We start from the raw sequence: 19,110 nt of genomic DNA, 5'->3' as shown, positions 1-19,110 counted from the left end.
ACGCGGCCTTTTTGTTTCCGGCGGGCGGCCAGGCGGCCGCCAGCGCGCAGGCGCTCAGTACGACTGCCGGTCGAGACGGATTTCTTGCAGGATCGTCGTCGCGATTTCCTCGATCGATTTGTGCGTCGACGACAGCCACTTGATCCCTTCGCGACGCATCATCGCCTCGGCCTCGTTGATCTCGTAACGGCAGTTCTCGGGCGCAGCATACTTGCTGCCCGGTCGGCGCTCGTTGCGGATCTCCGACAGGCGTTGCGGGTCGATCGACAGCCCGAACAGCTTCTCGCTATACGCGGCGAGCGCCGACGGCAGCTTGCCGCGCTCGAAATCTTCCGGAATCAGCGGATAGTTTGCTGCCTTCACGCCGTACTGCATCGCGAGATACAGGCTCGTCGGCGTCTTGCCGCTGCGCGACACGCCGACGAGGATCACGTCGGCTTCCGACAGGTTGCGGTTCGACTGGCCGTCGTCGTGCGCGAGTGAGAAGTTGATCGCCTCGATCCGGGTCTTGTATTCCTCGGTGTCGGCGTTCTGGTGACCGCGGCCCATCGCGTGGCTCGATTTCAGCTCCAGCTCCTGCTCGAGCGGTTCGACGAAGCGCTGGAACATGTCGAGCACGAGCGCGTTCGAGCGTTTGACGATGTCGTTCGACTCGCTGTCGACGAGCGTCGTGAACACGATCGCGCGGCGGCCGTCGTGTACGGCGGCCTCGTTGATCTTCTCGACGGTCGCATAGGCCTTGTCGAGCGAGTCGACGAACGGCACGCGCACGAGACGGAATTTCTGGTCGAACTGGGAGAGGATCGAGTGCGCGAAGGTTTCGGCAGTGATCCCGGTGCCGTCGGAGACGATGAATACGGTAGGCAGCATGAATCTGAGCGTCGAGCGTGAAGGGCGGTTGCGCGGGCGGCTGGAGGTTCGCCTCCAGACGCAGTGACAAGGTCGCGCCACATCCGGCAGCCGGCACGGTAGAATAGCGGCAACCTGTTGGATAAGCAATTGCGGGGGCAGGGCGCGAACGGCGCCCCAGGCTTTGCCGCTCGATTCCAAAATTCCCGGCAAGTGTGGCGATTTGTCTGCAAATATCGCCCTTCTGCCGGGATTTTTGCAAATCGGGTCGGAATATTTTTCGCCGCTGCGATTGTTTATCTAACAGGTTGCGCAAGACGCGCCGCGCCTTTTTGCAAGCGCCCGCGTCCGAGCCCACTTGCGCAATCGAGCATTTTTTTCACACTTAGGGGCTTGTATGACTAACGCAGCAAACGTCGCAAAGGACCAGGCGTATGTAATTCCGTTCGAGCAGTTGCGGATGACCGATGTGGAGATCGTGGGCGGCAAGAATGCGTCGCTCGGCGAGATGATCAGCCAGCTTTCCGAAGCAGGCGTTCGCGTACCCACCGGTTTCGCCACGACCGCGCTCGCGTTCCGCGATTTCCTCACGCACAACGACCTGACTGATCGTATTGCCAAGCGTCTCGAGTCCCTCGACATCGACGACGTGAAGGCGCTTGCCGAAGCCGGTGCCGAAATCCGCAAGTGGATCGTCGACGCGCCGATGCAGGCACGTCTCGAACAGGAGATTCGCGAGCAGTTCGAAATCCTGAAGAACGGCTCGCCGGCCGAGCTGTCGTTTGCCGTGCGTTCGTCCGCGACCGCGGAAGACCTGCCCGACGCATCGTTCGCCGGCCAGCAGGAGTCGTACCTGAACGTCGTCGGCATCGAAGACGTGCTCGACCGCATGAAGCACGTGTTCGCGTCGCTGTACAACGACCGCGCGATCTCGTACCGCGTGCACAAGGGCTTCACGCACGCCGAAGTCGCGCTGTCGGCCGGTGTGCAGCGCATGGTCCGCTCGGACGTCGGCGCCGCCGGCGTGATGTTCACGATCGACACCGAATCGGGCTTCAAGGACGCCGTGTTCATCACGTCGAGCTACGGCCTGGGCGAAACCGTCGTGCAGGGCGCCGTGAACCCGGACGAGTTCTACGTGTTCAAGACGACGCTCGCACAGGACAAGTACCCGATCATCCGCCGCTCGATCGGCTCGAAGCTGATCAAGATGGAGTTCACGCAGCCGGGCGAGCCGGGCCGCGTGAAGACGGTCGACGTGCCGCACGAGCAGCGCAACCGCTACTCGATCACCGACGAAGACGTGATCGAGCTGGCGAAGTACGCGGTCATCATCGAGAAGCACTACCAGCGTCCGATGGACATCGAGTGGGGCAAGGACGGCCGCGACGGCAAGATCTTCATCCTGCAGGCGCGTCCGGAAACGGTGAAGAGCCAGGCGACCGGCAAGGCCGAGCAGCGCTTCAAGCTGAAGGGCCAGTCGCAGGTGCTCGCGACGGGCCGTGCGATCGGCCAGAAGATCGGTGCGGGCCCCGTGCGCGTGATCCAGGATCCTTCGGAAATGGAACGCGTGCAGCCGGGCGACGTGCTGGTGGCCGACATGACCGACCCGAACTGGGAGCCGGTGATGAAGCGTGCGGCCGCGATCGTCACGAACCGTGGCGGCCGGACCTGCCACGCGGCGATCATCGCGCGTGAACTCGGCGTGCCGGCAGTCGTCGGTTGCGGCGATGCGACCGACATCCTGAAGGACGGCGCGCTCGTCACGGTATCGTGCGCGGAAGGCGACGAAGGCAAGATCTACGACGGCCTGCTCGAGACGGAAGTCACGGAAGTGCAGCGCGGCGAACTGCCGGAAATCCCGGTCAAGATCATGATGAACGTCGGCAACCCGCAGCTCGCGTTCGACTTCTCGCAACTGCCGAACGGCGGCGTGGGTCTTGCGCGTCTCGAGTTCATCATCAACAACAACATCGGCGTTCACCCGAAGGCGATCCTCGAGTACCCGAACATCGACCAGGACCTGAAGAAGGCCGTCGAGAGCGTCGCGCGCGGTCACGCATCGCCGCGCCAGTTCTACGTCGACAAGCTGACCGAAGGTGTCGCGACGATCGCGGCGGCGTTCTATCCGAAGCCCGTGATCGTGCGTCTGTCCGACTTCAAGTCGAACGAGTACAAGAAGCTGATCGGCGGTTCGCGTTACGAGCCGGACGAGGAAAACCCGATGCTGGGTTTCCGCGGCGCATCGCGCTACATCGCTGAAGACTTCGCGCAGGCGTTCGAGATGGAGTGCCGTGCACTGAAGCGCGTGCGCGACGAGATGGGCCTGACCAACGTCGAGATCATGGTGCCGTTCGTGCGTACCGTGAAGCAGGCGGAGCGCGTCGTCGGCCTGCTCGAGAAGTTCGGCCTGAAGCGCGGCGAAAACGGCCTGCGCCTCGTGATGATGTGCGAAGTCCCGACCAACGCGATCCTCGCCGAAGAGTTCCTGGAACACTTCGACGGTTTCTCGATCGGCTCGAACGACCTCACGCAGCTCACGCTCGGCCTCGACCGCGACTCGGGCATGGAACTGCTGGCGGCCGACTTCGACGAACGCGATCCGGCCGTCAAGTTCCTGCTGAAGCGCGCGATCGATACCTGCCGCAAGATGGGCAAGTACGTCGGCATCTGCGGCCAGGGCCCGTCCGATCACCCGGACTTCGCGCAATGGCTGACCGACGAAGGCATCGTGTCGATCTCGCTGAACCCGGACACGATCATCGATACGTGGCAGGCGCTCGCCGCCAACCGGAAGTAACGGTCGGTGATGCCGCTTCGGCGAAAGCGCGGTGCAGTCGCGCTTTCGTTGAAGGCAAAATGCAAGGTTCGTGTTATAAACACCCCGGTACACACCGGGGTGTTTTTGTTTGTCGGTACGTAACGTGCCGGCCCGGGCGTGCTGGTCGCCTCCGCTCGCGGCAGCGAATATAGTGAGTACAGGGGCGTTTTTCTGGAGGCCAAAATGATGTCGGGGCATCTGTTCTGGTGGGTCGCGGTGGGCGTGCTGGTCGTGGCCGAACTGCTGACGGGCACGTTCTACCTGCTGATGATCGCGCTCGGCTTTCTCGCGGGCGGCTTGCTGCAACTGGCCGGTTTCGCGCCGCACGTGCAGTTCGGCGCGGCGGCCGCGGTCGCGATCGTCGCGATGATCGTATTGCGGCGTTCGGGGCTCGGCCGCAAGCAGAAGCGCGACACGTCGACGAATCCCGACGTCAATCTCGACATCGGCTCGACCGTCACGGTCGACGCGTGGCGTGACGGCCGCGCGCGCGTGCAGTATCGCGGCGCCGACTGGGATGTCGAGCTTGCGAACGGCGAGCGCGACGATGCGCGCGTGTATCAGGTGAGTGCCGTGCGCGGCAATTGTCTCGTGGTCGTGGCGAAACTCGCGGGCTGATCGTCCGCCGATACAACAAGGAGGGAATACTTCATGGATTCGCTGATCATCTGGGTTGTCCTGCTCGTCATCGCGATCGTGATCGTGTCGAAGACGGTGAAGATCGTGCCGCAGCAGCATGCATGGGTGCTCGAGCGCTTCGGGCGCTATCACGCGACGCTGTCGCCCGGTCTGAACATCGTGCTGCCGTTCGTCGATCGCATCGCGTACCGGCACATCCTGAAGGAAATCCCGCTCGACGTGCCTAGCCAGATCTGCATCACACGTGACAACACGCAGCTTCAGGTCGACGGCGTGCTGTATTTCCAGGTGATGGACCCGATGAAGGCGTCGTACGGGTCGAGCAACTTCGTGCTCGCGATCACGCAGTTGTCGCAGACAATGCTGCGCTCGGTGATCGGCAAGCTGGAACTCGACAAGACGTTCGAGGAACGCGACTTCATCAACCACAGCATCGTGTCGGCGCTTGACGAGGCCGCGTCGAACTGGGGCGTGAAGGTGCTGCGCTACGAGATCAAGGACCTGACGCCGCCGAAGGAAATCCTGCACGCGATGCAGGCGCAGATCACCGCGGAGCGCGAGAAGCGTGCGTTGATCGCCGCATCCGAGGGCCGCAAGCAGGAACAGATCAACCTCGCGTCGGGTGCGCGTGAAGCGGCCATCCAGAAGTCCGAGGGCGAGCGGCAGGCCGCGATCAACCAGGCGCAGGGCGAGGCCGCCGCGATTCTTGCCGTGGCCGAGGCGAACGCGCAGGCGATCCAGAAGATCGCGAACGCGATGCAGTCGCAGGGCGGGATGGACGCGGTGAACCTGAAGGTCGCCGAGCAGTACGTCGGCGCGTTCGCGAATCTCGCGAAGCAGGGCAACACGCTGATCGTGCCGTCGAACCTGTCGGATCTCGGCAGTGCGATCGCATCGGCGATGTCGATCGTCAAACACGCGTCGCCGGCTGCGGGCGGGAAGGGCTGAGCCGGACGGATGCGATCCCGCAGGCGGCCGCCCATTTGCGGTCCGCCTGCGGCGAATCGTCGCGCAGCCGGGCCGGTTCGGGTGACGCTTGCGGGATGCCGCCGGCGTGTATCTTCAGCCGAAACAGGCGGCGTTGCGTGTGGAATCCCGCCGGCAGGCTCCGCCCGTCGATCGGTATCGACGATTCATGCAGTCCAAAACGACACGGCCCGCTTCGAGCGGGCCGTGTCGTTTGCGAAGCGCGTCGTGTGCTTCAGGTGCCGGCGCGCATGATGCGTGCCTTTTCGCGTTCCCAGTCGCGCTTCTTCTCGGTTTCGCGCTTGTCGTGCAACTTCTTGCCCTTCGCGAGCGCGATGTCGCACTTCACGCGACCGCCCTTGTAGTGGAAGTTCAGCGGCACGAGCGTGTAGCCACGCTGCTCGACCTTGCCGATCAGTTTCTTGATTTCCTCGCGGTGCAGCAGCAGCTTGCGCGTGCGAACCGGGTCGGGCGTGATGTGCGTCGAGGCTTCGGGCAGCGGGCTGATATGGGTACCGATCAGGAAGATTTCGCCGCTCTTCACGACGACATAACCTTCCCGGATCTGGCCGCGCCCGGCGCGCAGCGCCTTGACTTCCCAGCCCTCGAGCACGAGCCCCGCCTCGTAGCGTTCCTCGATGTGATAATCGAAGTGCGCTTTCCTGTTGTCGATGATGCTCATGAAAGGATCGGGCCAACTCGTTTAAAATCACGATTTTAGCAAAGCAGGGCGGGAATCGCCCGGCTTGCGTTCCCACTTTAAGCGATGCCGCGCGATTTATGGCAGATGTCCAGAAAACCGTATTGATCCGTCACTCGGCGGAACAGATGTTCGACCTCGTCACCGACGTGGCCGACTACCCCAATTTCCTGCCCTGGTGCGGCGGCGTCGAGATTCGCCGTCAGGACGAGAGCGGGATGGAAGCGCGCATCGATATCAACTTCAAGGGCATCAAGCAGCATTTCGCGACGCGCAATACGCAGGAGCGCCCGACGCGGATCGACATGGAGTTCACGGACGGCCCGTTCAAGAAGTTCACGGGCACGTGGCGCTTCACGGCGCTGCGTGCCGATGCGTGCAAGATTGAATTCGCGCTGCACTACGAGTTCTCGAGCATCCTGCTCGAGAAGATCATCGGGCCGGTGTTCAGCCACATCGCGAACACGTTCGTCGATTCGTTCGTGAAGCGCGCCGACCAGCGCTACGGGAAGGGGTGACGCGATGTTGTCGATCGAAGTCTGCTACGCGCTGCCGGATCGCCAGACGCTGATTCCGCTGTCGCTGCCCGAAGGGGCGACGGTTCGTTCGGCGATCGATGTGAGCGGCGTGCTTGCGCTACACCCGGAAATCGATCTCGCGAACGCGAAGACGGGTGTGTACGGCAAGCTTGCGCCGCTCGACGCGCCGCTCGCCAACCACGACCGCGTCGAGATCTACCGCCCGTTGATCGTCGATCCGAAGCTCGCGCGCCAGCGGCGCGTCGACAAGTCGCGGCGCGGCGGCTCCATCGAGGGTCGCAAATGGATGCACAAGGACGCGCGCTGACGCGGATCGATCCGCGACTTTCGCCCCTCCCATTCGTCTGACCAAACGTCGCGGCGCTCAGTGGGCCGCGGCGTTTGCGTTTGCCGGCGCGTTTCCTGGCGTACCGCCGCCGGCGGGCGTGTTGTCGTGCCGCCGCACCGATCCGTAGACACCCGCGAGCAACAGCACCAGCGCGGCGATTTCGAGCGCATGCGGCATCCGCCGGTCGTATACGAACGCATAAAGCATCGCGAATACGGTTTCGAACACGATCAGCTGGCCCGACAGCGTGAGCGGCAGCCGCTTCGACGCGGCATTCCACAGCCCGTTGCCCAGCCACGACGCACCGACCGCGAGCACGAGGTTCAGGAGCCAGAACAACTGCCAGCGCGACGCGGGCACCGCGGCCTGCACCGAGCCGGCCGGCAGCGCGAGGATCGCGATCCAGACGAGCCCGCCGATCAGGCCCGTCACGACACCCCACAGCACCGACCACTCGTTGCCGCCGAAATGATGATGGCGCTGCAGATAGCGTGCGTTCGCGACCGCATACCAGGTCCAGCTCGCGAGCGCGCCCGCCGCGCAGGCGATGCCGGCGAGCTTCTGGCCGAGCGTGGTCGCATGCGCGGCCTCGGACGTGAACAGGTCGATGTTGATGCAGACGATGCCCGCGATCACCAGCGCGAGCGGGGCGGCGAGCCGGCGCAGCGGCACGGCGCCGTGGTCGCCGAGGCCCGCGAGCGTCACCGTGACGGGCAGCACGCCGACGATCAGGGAGCTGGGTGCGATGCCGATCAGGTGCACCGCGCCGGACAGCAGCATGTAGTACGCGACGTTGCCGACGACGGCGAGCCTGACCAGCGCGACGAGATCCTCGCGGGTCAGCCGCGCGAGCAGCGAGCGGGCGGCCGGCAGCGCGGCTGCGAGCGACACGAGGCCGTACATTGCATAGCGGCCGGCGCTCAGCAACAGCGGCGAGAAATCGGTCAGCAGCCGCGGAACGAGAAACACCATGCCCCACAGGGCGCCTGCCAGGACACCATAAATCACACCGCGCTGCATCGACCGCTCCGAACACATGACTGACGAGCGCGCATCTTAGCGACGCCGTCGCGGCGTCGTCTTGTTCATTCCTGCACTCGGCGCAGGGCGGTGCCTTGGCGTGCAGCGCGCAGGAGCGATCCCGGCAGGCGGCCGATCAATCGTCAGCCGGATCGGGCGTCGCTCCCGCACTGTCGCCCGGCGCCCGCACCTGCGCGGGCCGGCGCACGGTGCGCAACGTGCCGCTGTTGCCGCCGCCGCAGTAGAAGCGGTCGTGGCCGTCGGATTCGAGCCCCGATACGCCGACGCCGGCGGGCATGTCGATCTGCTCGAGTACCCGGCCCGTGCGCGGATCGATGTGCCGCAGGTCGGCCTGGTCGGCTTCCCAGGTGCCGTGCCAAAGCTCGCCGTCGACCCACGTCACGCCGGTGACGAAGCGGTTCGATTCGATCGTGCGCAGCACCGCGCCCGATTGCGGATCCACCTGATGAATCTTGCGTTCGCGGTACTGGCCGACCCACAGCGTGCCTTCGGCCCATGCCAGCCCCGAATCGCCGCCGCCGCCGGGCGCGGGAATCGTCGCAAGCACGCGACCCGATTCGGGATCGATCTTCTCGATGCGGTCCTCGACGATCTGGTACAGGTGGCGGCCGTCGAACGCCGTGCCCGCATGCGCGGCGACGTCGATCGAGCGGACGGTCGTGCCACGCTCCGGGTCGAGCGCATTCAGCTTGTCGCCGGACGCGTACCACACGTACTTCCCGTCGAACGTGACGCCGTGTACGCCGTCGACGCCGGGAAACGGGCCGTATTCGCGAAGGATCTCTGCACTGGAGCGTTTCATGTTCGTCACCTCGTCGTTCGGTGAGGTCATCCTAATCTCCCGGCAGCGGGGCAGGGAGTAACAAGGTCGTCGCGAAACCGGGCAGCGGCGGCGTCATCCAGCGGCGCGCGCGGCCGCGGCCGAGCGCCTGGACCTTGTCCGCTTCGGCGAGCGCGTCGAGCGCGCGCTGCACGGTGCGTTGGCTCGCGCCGAGAGCCAGCGCCAGCGCGGAGCTCGACCATGCTTCGCCATCGGCGAGGAGCGCGAGCACGGCCGCGTGGCGATCGTCGACCGGGCGCGCCAGGACGACGGTCTCGCGTACGCCGAGCGGCTCGAGCGCAAAGCCGCGCGGCGTCGCGACGACGTTGGCAAGCGGCCGCAGCACCGCACGCAGCCGGCCGATCTCGACGCGCAGCCGCGCGCGATGCGATTCGTCCGCGTGTTTCGCGCGGAACGCGGCGGCCACGAGCGCGTTGCGCGACACGTCGGCCGGCCATGCTTCGCCGAGCGCGCGGGCGAGCACGAACAGCACGGGCCGCCGCGCAAGCGACACGGTCGTGCGCGCGTCGCGCACCGTGTGGCGGCACGCATCGACGACGAGCGCGTTCGACGCGAACAGCGTCTCGACTTCGTCGAGCTGCACGAGCCTTGATGTGCCGCGCGCGATGAGGCGCGCCGCCGGTGCGTCGAGTACGCGTGCCGCAGTGTCGACCTCGGCCGTCAGTGCGGCGATGCCGGCGTCGCGGGCGGCTGCGTGCGCACGGGCGAGCGCCGCGCGTGCCACGTGCGTACGGATGCGGCGCATCGCGATGCCGGCCGCGATCAGTTCATGGGCGGCGCGCGACGCGGCTGGCAGCGGCGCGGGATCGAGATGCGCGAGCAGTTGCTCGGCATCGTCGATATGGCCGATCAGCAGCAGCCGGCGTACGCCGAGATAGCGTGCATGCGCGGCGTTCGCGCGGTCGCCGTGCGCGTCGAGCGTTGCGCAGGCCGTATCGAGCGCGCGCGTCGGCCAGCGCAGGTCGCGCGACGCGAGTGCGATCTCGGCTTCCGCGACGACGCAGCGCGCCCGTGCAACGGCTTCCTTCGCGCCGAATGCACGGGCGGCACCGCGCACGAGGGCTCGCGCGCGTTCGAAATCGCCGAGCTGCGCCATCGCGATGCCGCGCAGCGCGAGCGCCGGCGCATCGTCGCGCAGCGCGACGCGGTTCAGCGCGCCGAGCGCGTCACCGGCCGCGAGCGCGCGCGCGGCCGCGGTGATCAGCGAATCCATCCGAATCCCGACACACTTGTCACTCCCTCCGGTCCGATGCCCGCCACTAATCTAGCACCACGCACACGGCACTGTCCGCCGTGCCCGGATACCCATCGGAAGGAGGAACCCGCAATGACGACCCATCTCACCGGAACGCGCGACGAATGGCTGGCCGAGCGCCGCGCACTGCTCGATGCCGAAAAGGCGCTGACGCGGCAAAGCGACGAACTCGCACGGCGGCGCCAGGCGCTGCCCTGGGTGCGCGTCGACAAGATCTACCGGTTCGACACCGAAGACGGGCAGGCGACGCTCGACGACCTGTTTCGCGGCCGTTCGCAACTGCTCGTCTATCACTTCATGTTCGGCCCCGACTACAAGGCCGGCTGCCCGTCGTGCTCGGCGCTCGCCGATGGTTTCGACGGCTTCGCCGTGCACCTGGCGAACCACGACGTGACGCTCGCGGCGGTGTCGCGTGCGCCGCTCGCGAAGCTGCTCGCTTACCGCGAGCGGATGGGGTGGACCTTCCCGTGGGCATCGTCGGCCGGCAGCGATTTCAACTTCGACTTCAATGTGTCGTTCACCGAAACGCAGCAGCGCGCGGGCGACGTCGAGTACAACTACGCGCGGGCCGGTCACGCGATGGACATGGATCCGCCGCCGGCACCCGTCGTGCAGTTCGCGGCGACCTGCGGCACCGACGCGCTCACGTACTCGCTCGACCGGCCGGGGATGAGCGCGTTCGTGCGCGAGGATGGCGTCGTCTATCACACGTACTCGACCTACGCGCGCGGGCTCGACGGGCTGTGGGGGATGTACCAGTGGCTCGATCGCGCGCCGCGCGGGCGCAACGAGGCCGGCCCGTGGTGGCGCCGTCACGACGAGTACGCGCGCGGTTGAGCGCAAGCCGGCGACGGGCGGGAGCGCGCGATGGCGCAGTCGGCAACCGGCGGGGCAGGCCCTGATCCGAGGGCATTCGGGGCCGCATTCGCGGCCGTGTTCGCCGTCGCCGTGACGGCGGCACTGGCGCAGCACGCGTCGATGGCCGCGATGGGCAGTGAACCGATGGCCGGCGGCTGGATGGCTTCGGCCGCATGGCAGCAGCCGTGCGGCCGAAGCACCGTCCGCGCATTCGCGGCGTTCGCCGGAATGTGGGGCGCGATGACCGTGGCGATGATGCTGCCGGTGCTGGCGCCGATGCTCTGGCGATACCGGCAGAGCATCGGCCCGATGGCCACGGCGCGTTCCGCCTGGCTCGTCGTCGTCGCGGGCGTCGGATATTTCGCGGTGTGGATGGCGCTCGGGGCGCTCGTGTTTCCGGTTGGCGCCGCGCTGACGGCCGCCGCCGCACGGCTCCCGGCGCTTGCCCGCGCGCTGCCGTTCGCGGCCGGCGCGGTCGTGTCGGTTGCGGGCATGCTGCAATTCTTCGCGTGGAAGGCGAGGCGGCTGGCGTGCTGCCGGCATACGGCACGCGACGCACACCGGTCGTCGGCAGTTGCCGGTGTGGCATGGCGGCACGGCGTGCGGGCCGCCATGCACTGCAGCGCCTGTTGCGGGAACCTGATGGCGATCGCGCTGGCGGCCGGCATGATGGACCTGCGCGTGATGGCCGCCGTGACGGTCGCGATTGCCGCCGAGCGTCTCGCGCCGCCCGGCGGGCGTGTTGCGCGGATCGTCGGTTGCGTGGCGGTCGGCGGCGGCATCGCGATGATCGTGCGTGCGGCCGGACTGCTATAACACAGGGTAGGCAGGCCGAGTCGACACGTTGCCGGGCCTTGCTTCACCGTGGCCGCTTCGGCCGCGTGACCCGTTCGCAACAGGCCGATGGGCCGCGTTGCCGCCCGTTGCGCGAATGGCTCGATGCAGCGGTGAAACGAAAGGCGATCGAAAACGAACCGAACCGCGATCCGAACGATTCGGCCCCCGAACGGCTGAAACCGGCTAAGCCGTTGTTCGTGTTGTGAAAATTCGCAGCGCTTCGCGTATAATTCGCTTTTGCGCCCATAGGATTTGCCATGCGTCTGATCCAAAAAGCACTCACTTTCGATGACGTGCTCCTCGTTCCCGCCTTCTCCGACGTTCTCCCGCGCGACACCAGCCTCAAGACCAAGCTGACCCGCAACATCTCCCTGAACATGCCGCTCGTGTCCGCCGCGATGGACACGGTCACCGAAGGTCGCCTCGCGATCGCGATGGCACAGCAGGGTGGCGTCGGTATCGTCCACAAGAACCTCACGCCGGCCGAGCAGGCCCGCGAGGTCGCGAAGGTCAAGCGTTTCGAGTCGGGCGTCGTTCGCGATCCGATCACGGTGCCGCCGCAAATGAAGGTGCGCGACGTGATCGCGCTGTCGCGCCAGCATGGCATCTCGGGTTTCCCGGTCGTCGAAGGCCCGCAGCTCGTCGGTATCGTCACGAACCGCGACCTGCGTTTCGAAACGCGCCTCGATGAGCCGGTCAAGTCGATCATGACGCCGCGCGAGCGCCTCGTCACGGTCAAGGAAGGCACGCCGCTCGCCGAAGCGAAGGCGCTGATGCACAGCCACCGCCTCGAGCGCGTGCTGGTCGTCAACGACGCGTTCGAACTGCGCGGCCTGATGACCGTCAAGGACATCACGAAGCAGACCGAGCACCCGGACGCGTGCAAGGACGAACACGGCAAGCTGCGTGCAGGCGCGGCGGTCGGCGTCGGCGCGGACAACGAAGAGCGCGTCGAGCTGCTGGTGCAGGCCGGCGTCGACGTGATCGTCGTCGATACCGCGCACGGCCACAGCAAGGGCGTGCTCGAGCGCGTTCGCTGGGTCAAGCAGAACTTCCCGCACGTCGAGGTGATCGGCGGCAACATCGCGACGGCTGCCGCCGCGAAGGCGCTCGTCGAGTACGGCGCGGACGCAGTCAAGGTCGGTATCGGCCCGGGCTCGATCTGCACGACGCGGATCGTCGCCGGTGTCGGCGTGCCGCAGATCAGCGCGATCTCGAACGTCGCGGAAGCCCTGAAGGGCACCGGCGTGCCGTGCATTGCCGACGGTGGCGTGCGCTTCTCGGGCGACGTGTCGAAGGCCCTCGCGGCCGGCGCGAACGCGGTGATGATGGGCAGCATGTTCGCGGGCACCGAAGAGGCGCCGGGCGACGTGTTCCTGTTTCAGGGCCGCCAGTACAAGTCGTACCGCGGCATGGGTTCGGTCGGTGCGATGAAGGACGGCGCGGCGGACCGCTACTTCCAGGACAACTCGGCGAACATCGACAAGCTCGTACCGGAAGGCATCGAAGGCCGCGTCGCGTACAAGGGTTCGGTCAACGCGATCCTGTTCCAGCTGGTCGGTGGTGTGCGCGCGAGCATGGGCTACTGCGGCTGCCGCACGATCGACGAGCTGCACGACAAGGCAGAATTCGTCCAGATCACCGCGGCGGGCATGCGCGAGTCGCACGTGCACGACGTGCAGATCACGAAGGAAGCACCGAACTACCACGTGGACTGATCGCCGATGAAACCGCTGCTGCGAGCCGTGCTGATTATCGATGCCGTGCTGCTGCTGGCGTTCGGCGTGCTGTTCGTGCTGACGCCCTGGCAGTCGCTCTTCAACGCGCTGCAGCTTGCGAACGTCCAGCCGGCGATGCTCGGCCAGGCGTTCGGCATCGCGTTGCTCGGGCTCGCGTGGCTCGCGTTTCATGCAGCGTTCAACGGGGATCTCACGGCGCCGGTTGCGCGCTCGGTCGGCCATGTGTACTGGCTGACCGGTGCGCTGACGATCGTCTGGTCGATCGGCACCGGCAGCGGTCCCGCGCTCGCAGCCGCCGGCAGGGTGCTGTCGGCCGTGGCCGGCGTTGCGCTGATCGTCCTCGGCCTTGGCGGCGTTCGGCTCGCATCGGCCGTGCGCCGGCGCGAAAAAGCGCAGGCGCTCGAGGCGCGCGCGCCGGCGCAGCGTCCGGACGAGCCGGCGATGGCGCAAGCGTCGCCGTCAGCGCCGCAGCGTGTCGAACCCGTTGTCAGCCGTCCCGCGGCACCGTCGCCGTCCGCCGCAAAGTCACCGGCCGCATCCGGCCCATCGTCGTCAGGCACCGTCGCACTCGACGAGCGCCCGCCGATGCAGGATTGACCGGCCATGCGTCGCGCGTGCTGCCTTCCGCCCGACGCCGCTGTCCATGCTATTGACGCAGCGCATGATGCAAATGATGCGCTGCTTTTCTTATTCTCTTCATCCCGTCCGCAGCCATGCACGACAAAATCCTGATTCTCGACTTCGGTTCGCAAGTCACCCAACTGATCGCGCGCCGCGTGCGTGAAGCGCACGTCTACTGCGAAATCCATCCGAACGATGTGTCCGACGACTTCGTCCGCGAATTCGCGCCGAAGGCGGTGATCCTGTCGGGCAGCCACGCGAGCACGTACGAAGACCACCAGCTGCGCGCGCCGCAGGCCGTGTGGGATCTCGGCGTGCCGGTGCTCGGCATCTGCTATGGCATGCAGACGATGGCCGTGCAGCTCGGCGGCAAGGTCGAGTGGAGCGACCACCGCGAATTCGGTTACGCGGAAATGCGCGCGCACGGCCATACGCGCCTGCTCGACGGCATCGAGGATTTCAAGACGGACGAAGGCCACGGGATGCTGAAGGTCTGGATGAGCCACGGCGACAAGGTTGCCGAGCTGCCGCCGGGCTTCGCGCTGATGGCGTCGACGCCGAGCTGCCCGATCGCCGGCATGGCCGACGAGGCACGCGGGTACTACGCGGTGCAGTTCCATCCGGAAGTTACGCACACGCTGAAGGGCCGCCAGATCATCGAGCGCTTCGTGCTGCAGATCGCCGGCGCGAAGCCCGACTGGATCATGAAGAATCACATCGAGGAAGCCGTCGCGAAGATCCGTGAGCAAGTCGGTGACGAGGAAGTGATTCTCGGCCTGTCGGGCGGTGTCGATTCGAGCGTCGCGGCCGCGCTGATCCATCGCGCGATCGGCGACCAGCTCACCTGCGTGTTCGTCGACCATGGCCTGCTGCGCCTGAACGAAGGCAAGACGGTGCTCGACATGTTCGAGGGCCGCCTGCATGCGAAGGTCGTGCACGTCGACGCAGCCGATCAGTTCCTCGGCCACCTGGCCGGCGTGACCGATCCGGAAGCGAAGCGCAAGATCATCGGCCGCGAGTTCGTCGAGGTGTTCCAGGCCGAGGCGAAGAAGCTGTCGAAGGCGAAGTGGCTCGCGCAGGGCACGATCTATCCGGACGTGGTCGAATCGGGCGGCACGAAGACGAAGAAGGCGACGACGATCAAGAGCCACCACAACGTCGGCGGCCTGCCGGAAACGCTCGGCCTGAAGCTGCTCGAGCCGCTGCGCGACCTGTTCAAGGACGAAGTGCGCGAACTGGGCGTCGCGCTCGGCCTGCCGCCGGAGATGGTGTACCGCCATCCGTTCCCGGGCCCGGGCCTCGGCGTGCGGATTCTCGGCGAAGTGAAGCGCGAGTTCGCGGACCTGCTGCGCCGCGCTGACGCGATCTTCATCGAGGAATTGCGCAACACGACCGCGACCGCGCAGGATGCGGCTGCCGGCCTGTGCGGCGAAGCCGATGTCGGCAAGAGCTGGTACGACCTGACGAGCCAGGCGTTCGCGGTGTTCCTGCCGGTCAAGTCGGTGGGCGTGATGGGGGATGGCCGCACGTACGACTACGTGACGTCGCTGCGCGCCGTGCAGACGACCGATTTCATGACCGCCCACTGGGCGCACTTGCCGTACGCGCTGCTCGGTCGTGCGTCGAACCGGATCATCAACGAGGTGCGCGGGATCAACCGGGTCGTGTACGACATCTCGGGCAAGCCGCCGGCGACGATCGAGTGGGAGTGAGTGGTAAAACGTTCCTCTTGAAATCAATGGCTTACGCAGTACCTTGCGGGATTTTCGTTGCGATCCCCATGGTTGTAAGCCGTTGATCTAGAAGCGAACTTTAGACGATTCCGGAGACCGCCCGCCGCGTGTGCGCCGCAAAATGACGGTGGAGCGGGCGGTATGTACCGAATGCATGATTGCGACTCGATAATCTACCGGCAACGTGATTCGGTCGTGGCAGTAAAACTCCTTCCAAAATGCCGGGCGTGGTGCGGGTTTGCGGGCACATCGAGGGCTCGTGGTTGGCAGCGGTAAAAGCTTTACCAATCACGAGAACGAGAAAAGCAGCTCACTGAATTCACACTCCGCAACTTCAAACCCCGTACAGCCCTGTACAAGATCGCTGACCGCGACGGCATATATGTCGCAGTATCTCTGGCGTTCACCATTTCCTTTTTTGATACGATCGCCTCATTATTGAGCGGCGAGAAACGATGACAATCGGCCGCAATGGCCGAGGGTGTATTTCGCTGGCGTTGGCGCGGGAAAAACCGCTGGATGCCCGGCGTACCGTCCGTGAAGACAGGTGCCTGGCCGTGGCGAAGCAGAGGAAAAAGCAGCGGCGCGTCGTGACGAAGACCTTTGGTGAATGTGTCGGCAGCCGGCGTAATGGAGCCGGAATGGCGGATCCGAAAGTACATTGTTGCGCTCGATAGGGTTTTTGCCGTCGAATTGGTGTCGCGTGTTTTTCCAAAGAATCGATATTATTTTTGCGCAGTTCGGAAGGTTTTGTCTTTCGCCATTTCCTATACTGATCTTCAGCAACGTGGAACGCCTCAGTTCATTGCGTGGCTGTGTCGTCTCTGGGCGTGACCGCATTGCTGATGCGCCACGGTCAATTGGCCGTGGTATTTGGTGGCCTTCTACTGTAGTTGCAGCGTCGCGCGCCACCGCCCAAAAACGCTACGTCACAGGAAAGAAAAATGGCAAACCTACAAAACGGCATCAATGCGTGGATTTTCTTGAACGAAGACGAACCGCCACAAACCAACTACAACAGTCCCGAAAGTTGCTATCAATCGCTCGTCGATTGCAAGGTTTACGACAGTGCAAGTTTTCTTGGCATTGCTTTTTTTGAAGTCATTCCCGCCGCGCAGGGTTCCACGATCCAAATCGGCAACTCATCTCATCCGGGTGGCCTGACTAATCAGGATTATTTGAATTTTGTGCTCCGCGATGCGCGTCAGGTCAATCCCGGAATAAAATTTCTGGCCACAATGGTGTATTCCGGTGCCAATACCTTGGCGGCGGTTTTTTCAGGGGGTGGGGATCCGCAAACGCAGGCAAGTAACTTTGCAAATAATCTGGTGGCATATCTTAAAGATAATGGAATGAATGGCTTGGACATCGATTGGGAGGGCGATGTTTCCGAGAAAATGACGCGATCGCAGTTTCAGATCCTGTTTTCTGCAATTCGCAATGAATTTGATCGGCAGCCCGTGAAATATTATCTGTCATTCACGCCCGCGTGGCCCACCGACACGACTGATTATTCTACAGTCAATAGCAAATTCGATTTTGTCTCGCCGCAATTCTATGACGGCACGCCTCTATCAGCGTTCCTCGATGCCGGAATATCGCCGTCCAGGATTGGCTATGGGGCTCAGTTTGAGCCAGGAAATGCAGCCCCCAATGCTAGCGCGCAACAGGTGTGGAGCATGGTTTCGGAAGGTTTTTCTTTCGGGAGCGCGCTATATGACTATCAAGATATTTTTGTCTGGCGCTTCAATTCTGGAAACTTCCAGTTCGAGCAAGCGCAGTTCATGATTCTCGATCAACTCGGCAATCCACCCTCCAGCAACATCTTCGACGACACGCCGATTGTCAACGCAGCGGGCAATCCCAACCTTACCCAGATGACGATCCGATCAGGCGACGTGCTCAACGCGATTCAGGCTGTCAATACCGGGACGGGGCCCTATAACACCGGCACCCAGGGAACGGGAACCGGAATATTTACCTTGTTGCAACACGGCGGAAACAGTGGGGGTGCGCAAACCTTCAATATCCCGCTTAATGATCCGATCGTGTCCATTTCCGGCTACACGGGCGTGTGGTATGGCTGGCAATGTGTTTTGCAACTGTCGTTGACCGGGAAAAGCGGGGTCACTTATGGCCCATTCGGCAGTATGGCCGGCTCAGCCACCCAGAATCGATTTGTACAGCCGGCTCCAGCCGGGCAAAGCGTGGTTGGCTTTAGTGGATCGACGGTGACGGTTCCGCTGGCAGGGGGCAGCCAGACGGCAATCATTGCAACGTTGAACGCCGTTTTTGCCTAAGACGCCTGAAACGATTTTTCAGTACCTGCGGCAATGATCGCCCAAGGCCATGCGACCGCATGGCCTTTTTTCAGTTCGTGTCGGGCCGCGTGCGTCGGCTCAAGTTACTGAAGTGCCAAACGCATGGCCGCGCCGGCTTCCGGTTCTTCCGATGGCGCAAGCCGTGTTTGCCACGCAAAGCCGACCGGCGAAGCATCGGCGGAATTGTCTGCGGCTTGGTGAGGGCGGCTCATTGCACGCGGGCCGTGGTCGTCAATAATTCGTCAAGAACCGGCCTGGCGATTGCCAAGCCGTTTTGCGTTAACGCAGTGCCTGAATCATGAAACGTCGTGCGGCATGCGAGATGCGGCGATTCGCTGTGCGCCTGATGGCGATCGCCTGCGGTGGTCGACCGATTCTCACGCGTGCGAGCCCGCGAGCGAACGCAAGTACAGCGGCACTTTCGCCTTCGCCGTCGCCTGGACGCGTGCCATGAGCGCGTGATCGATGCGATCCAGCCCGTAAGTCCGCGCAATGTCGTGCTGCAACCGGCACCACAGGTGACCGGCCATCTCGGCATCGACCATCGCCCGGTGCGCACGGCCCGACTTGGGCAACCGCAGCATATCCACCAGGCTCGACAGGCGGTGACTCTGGGCATCCGGGTAGATACGTCGCGCCACGAGCATCGTGCAGGCAAAGGCATGCTCGGCCGTCATGCCGAGCAGCCCGAGTTCCGCCTGCCAGAACCGTTTGTCGAAACCGGCGTTGTGGGCCACGACCGCATGCTTGCCGACGAACGCCGCCGCTTCCTTCATGACTTTCGATGCCGGGGGTGCCGATGCGATCATCTCGTTCGTAATGCCGGTCAGCGCGACGACATCCGACGGGATGCGCCTGCCCGCATTCATCAGACTCTGGAAACGGTCGACGACTTGTCCGTCCCGCAGGAGGATGACGGCGATTTCGGTCGCACGGTCGCCCAGGTTCGGCGAAAGTCCGGTTGTTTCGAAGTCCAGTACCGCAACGGTTTGCATGGTCGAATCCTGTTGCTACACGCGGTG

General features: G+C 64.5%; 17 protein-coding genes. 11 read left to right on the top strand and 6 right to left on the bottom strand.

Annotation, left to right across the window (positions count from 1 at the left end):
• Window positions 1-54: 54 nt before the first annotated feature.
• On the bottom strand, window positions 55-870 hold the full coding sequence (gene ppsR / locus ACPTTF_RS10875; RefSeq protein ID WP_011352445.1) for a posphoenolpyruvate synthetase regulatory kinase/phosphorylase PpsR: 816 nt from the start codon (window positions 868-870) through the stop codon (window positions 55-57).
• Between the two features lie 376 nt (window positions 871-1,246).
• Between ppsR and ppsA the strand changes: the two genes are divergently transcribed.
• From ppsA to ACPTTF_RS10860, 3 genes are all read left to right on the top strand, one after another.
• A complete protein-coding gene (ppsA, locus tag ACPTTF_RS10870) occupies window positions 1,247-3,649 on the top strand; it encodes a phosphoenolpyruvate synthase (RefSeq protein WP_166960000.1) in 2,403 nt (800 codons plus the stop codon).
• A gap of 204 nt (window positions 3,650-3,853) precedes the next feature.
• A complete protein-coding gene (locus ACPTTF_RS10865; protein WP_166959998.1) occupies window positions 3,854-4,288 on the top strand; it encodes an NfeD family protein in 435 nt (144 codons plus the stop codon).
• Between the two features lie 33 nt (window positions 4,289-4,321).
• The gene (locus ACPTTF_RS10860; protein WP_166959996.1) at window positions 4,322-5,257 is read left to right on the top strand and encodes an SPFH domain-containing protein; all 936 of its coding nucleotides are present in this window, start codon (window positions 4,322-4,324) and stop codon (window positions 5,255-5,257) included.
• A gap of 253 nt (window positions 5,258-5,510) precedes the next feature.
• Here the strand turns inward: ACPTTF_RS10860 and smpB are convergent, their stop codons facing one another.
• Window positions 5,511-5,957, bottom strand: a complete 447-nt coding sequence (gene smpB / locus ACPTTF_RS10855) for an SsrA-binding protein SmpB (RefSeq protein WP_014896751.1) — start codon at window positions 5,955-5,957, stop codon at window positions 5,511-5,513.
• A 98-nt stretch (window positions 5,958-6,055) separates the two neighbouring features.
• On the opposite strand from smpB, the gene ACPTTF_RS10850 reads away from it, so the two are divergent.
• Both ACPTTF_RS10850 and ACPTTF_RS10845 read left to right on the top strand, forming a co-directional pair.
• Complete coding sequence (locus ACPTTF_RS10850; RefSeq protein WP_048248602.1) at window positions 6,056-6,493, top strand: type II toxin-antitoxin system RatA family toxin; 438 nt, start codon at window positions 6,056-6,058, stop codon at window positions 6,491-6,493.
• A 4-nt stretch (window positions 6,494-6,497) separates the two neighbouring features.
• A complete protein-coding gene (locus tag ACPTTF_RS10845) occupies window positions 6,498-6,821 on the top strand; it encodes an RnfH family protein (RefSeq protein ID WP_423371173.1) in 324 nt (107 codons plus the stop codon).
• A 57-nt stretch (window positions 6,822-6,878) separates the two neighbouring features.
• On the opposite strand, the gene ACPTTF_RS10840 is transcribed toward ACPTTF_RS10845, so the two are convergent.
• The 3 genes from ACPTTF_RS10840 to ACPTTF_RS10830 form a co-directional block, all read right to left on the bottom strand.
• The gene (locus ACPTTF_RS10840; RefSeq protein WP_423371172.1) at window positions 6,879-7,862 is read right to left on the bottom strand and encodes a DMT family transporter; all 984 of its coding nucleotides are present in this window, start codon (window positions 7,860-7,862) and stop codon (window positions 6,879-6,881) included.
• A gap of 136 nt (window positions 7,863-7,998) precedes the next feature.
• Window positions 7,999-8,685 carry a DUF5074 domain-containing protein gene (locus ACPTTF_RS10835; RefSeq protein WP_423371874.1) on the bottom strand — a complete coding sequence of 229 codons (687 nt, stop codon included), beginning with the start codon at window positions 8,683-8,685 and terminating at the stop codon, window positions 7,999-8,001.
• Window positions 8,686-8,716: 31 nt separating this feature from the next.
• A complete protein-coding gene (locus tag ACPTTF_RS10830) occupies window positions 8,717-9,937 on the bottom strand; it encodes a helix-turn-helix domain-containing protein (RefSeq protein WP_423371171.1) in 1,221 nt (406 codons plus the stop codon).
• Between the two features lie 114 nt (window positions 9,938-10,051).
• Between ACPTTF_RS10830 and ACPTTF_RS10825 the strand changes: the two genes are divergently transcribed.
• The 6 genes from ACPTTF_RS10825 to ACPTTF_RS10800 all read left to right on the top strand — a co-directional run bounded on the left by ACPTTF_RS10825 (window position 10,052) and on the right by ACPTTF_RS10800 (window position 18,067).
• Complete coding sequence (locus ACPTTF_RS10825) at window positions 10,052-10,816, top strand: DUF899 domain-containing protein (protein ID WP_423371170.1); 765 nt, start codon at window positions 10,052-10,054, stop codon at window positions 10,814-10,816.
• Window positions 10,817-10,846: 30 nt separating this feature from the next.
• Window positions 10,847-11,653: a DUF2182 domain-containing protein gene (locus ACPTTF_RS10820; protein WP_423371169.1), complete on the top strand. Its 807-nt coding sequence runs from the start codon at window positions 10,847-10,849 to the stop codon at window positions 11,651-11,653.
• 278 nt (window positions 11,654-11,931) lie between these two features.
• Entirely contained in the window at window positions 11,932-13,392 is a 1,461-nt protein-coding gene (gene guaB / locus ACPTTF_RS10815) for an IMP dehydrogenase (RefSeq protein WP_166959983.1), read from the top strand.
• A 6-nt stretch (window positions 13,393-13,398) separates the two neighbouring features.
• On the top strand, window positions 13,399-14,010 hold the full coding sequence (locus tag ACPTTF_RS10810) for a hypothetical protein (RefSeq protein WP_423371168.1): 612 nt from the start codon (window positions 13,399-13,401) through the stop codon (window positions 14,008-14,010).
• Window positions 14,011-14,126: 116 nt separating this feature from the next.
• Window positions 14,127-15,746: a glutamine-hydrolyzing GMP synthase gene (gene guaA / locus ACPTTF_RS10805; protein WP_423371167.1), complete on the top strand. Its 1,620-nt coding sequence runs from the start codon at window positions 14,127-14,129 to the stop codon at window positions 15,744-15,746.
• A gap of 965 nt (window positions 15,747-16,711) precedes the next feature.
• Window positions 16,712-18,067 carry a glycosyl hydrolase family 18 protein gene (locus tag ACPTTF_RS10800; RefSeq protein ID WP_423371166.1) on the top strand — a complete coding sequence of 452 codons (1,356 nt, stop codon included), beginning with the start codon at window positions 16,712-16,714 and terminating at the stop codon, window positions 18,065-18,067.
• Window positions 18,068-18,465: 398 nt separating this feature from the next.
• Here the strand turns inward: ACPTTF_RS10800 and ACPTTF_RS10795 are convergent, their stop codons facing one another.
• Window positions 18,466-19,083 (bottom strand): 3'-5' exonuclease, encoded by a 618-nt coding sequence (locus tag ACPTTF_RS10795; protein ID WP_166960553.1) that lies wholly within the window; start codon window positions 19,081-19,083, stop codon window positions 18,466-18,468.
• Window positions 19,084-19,110: the final 27 nt, after the last annotated feature.

Source organism: Burkholderia crassaminum (assembly GCF_964265005.1).
Classification (GTDB): Bacteria; Pseudomonadota; Gammaproteobacteria; order Burkholderiales; family Burkholderiaceae; genus Burkholderia.
This window is presented reverse-complemented; position numbering and strand designations above follow the sequence as displayed.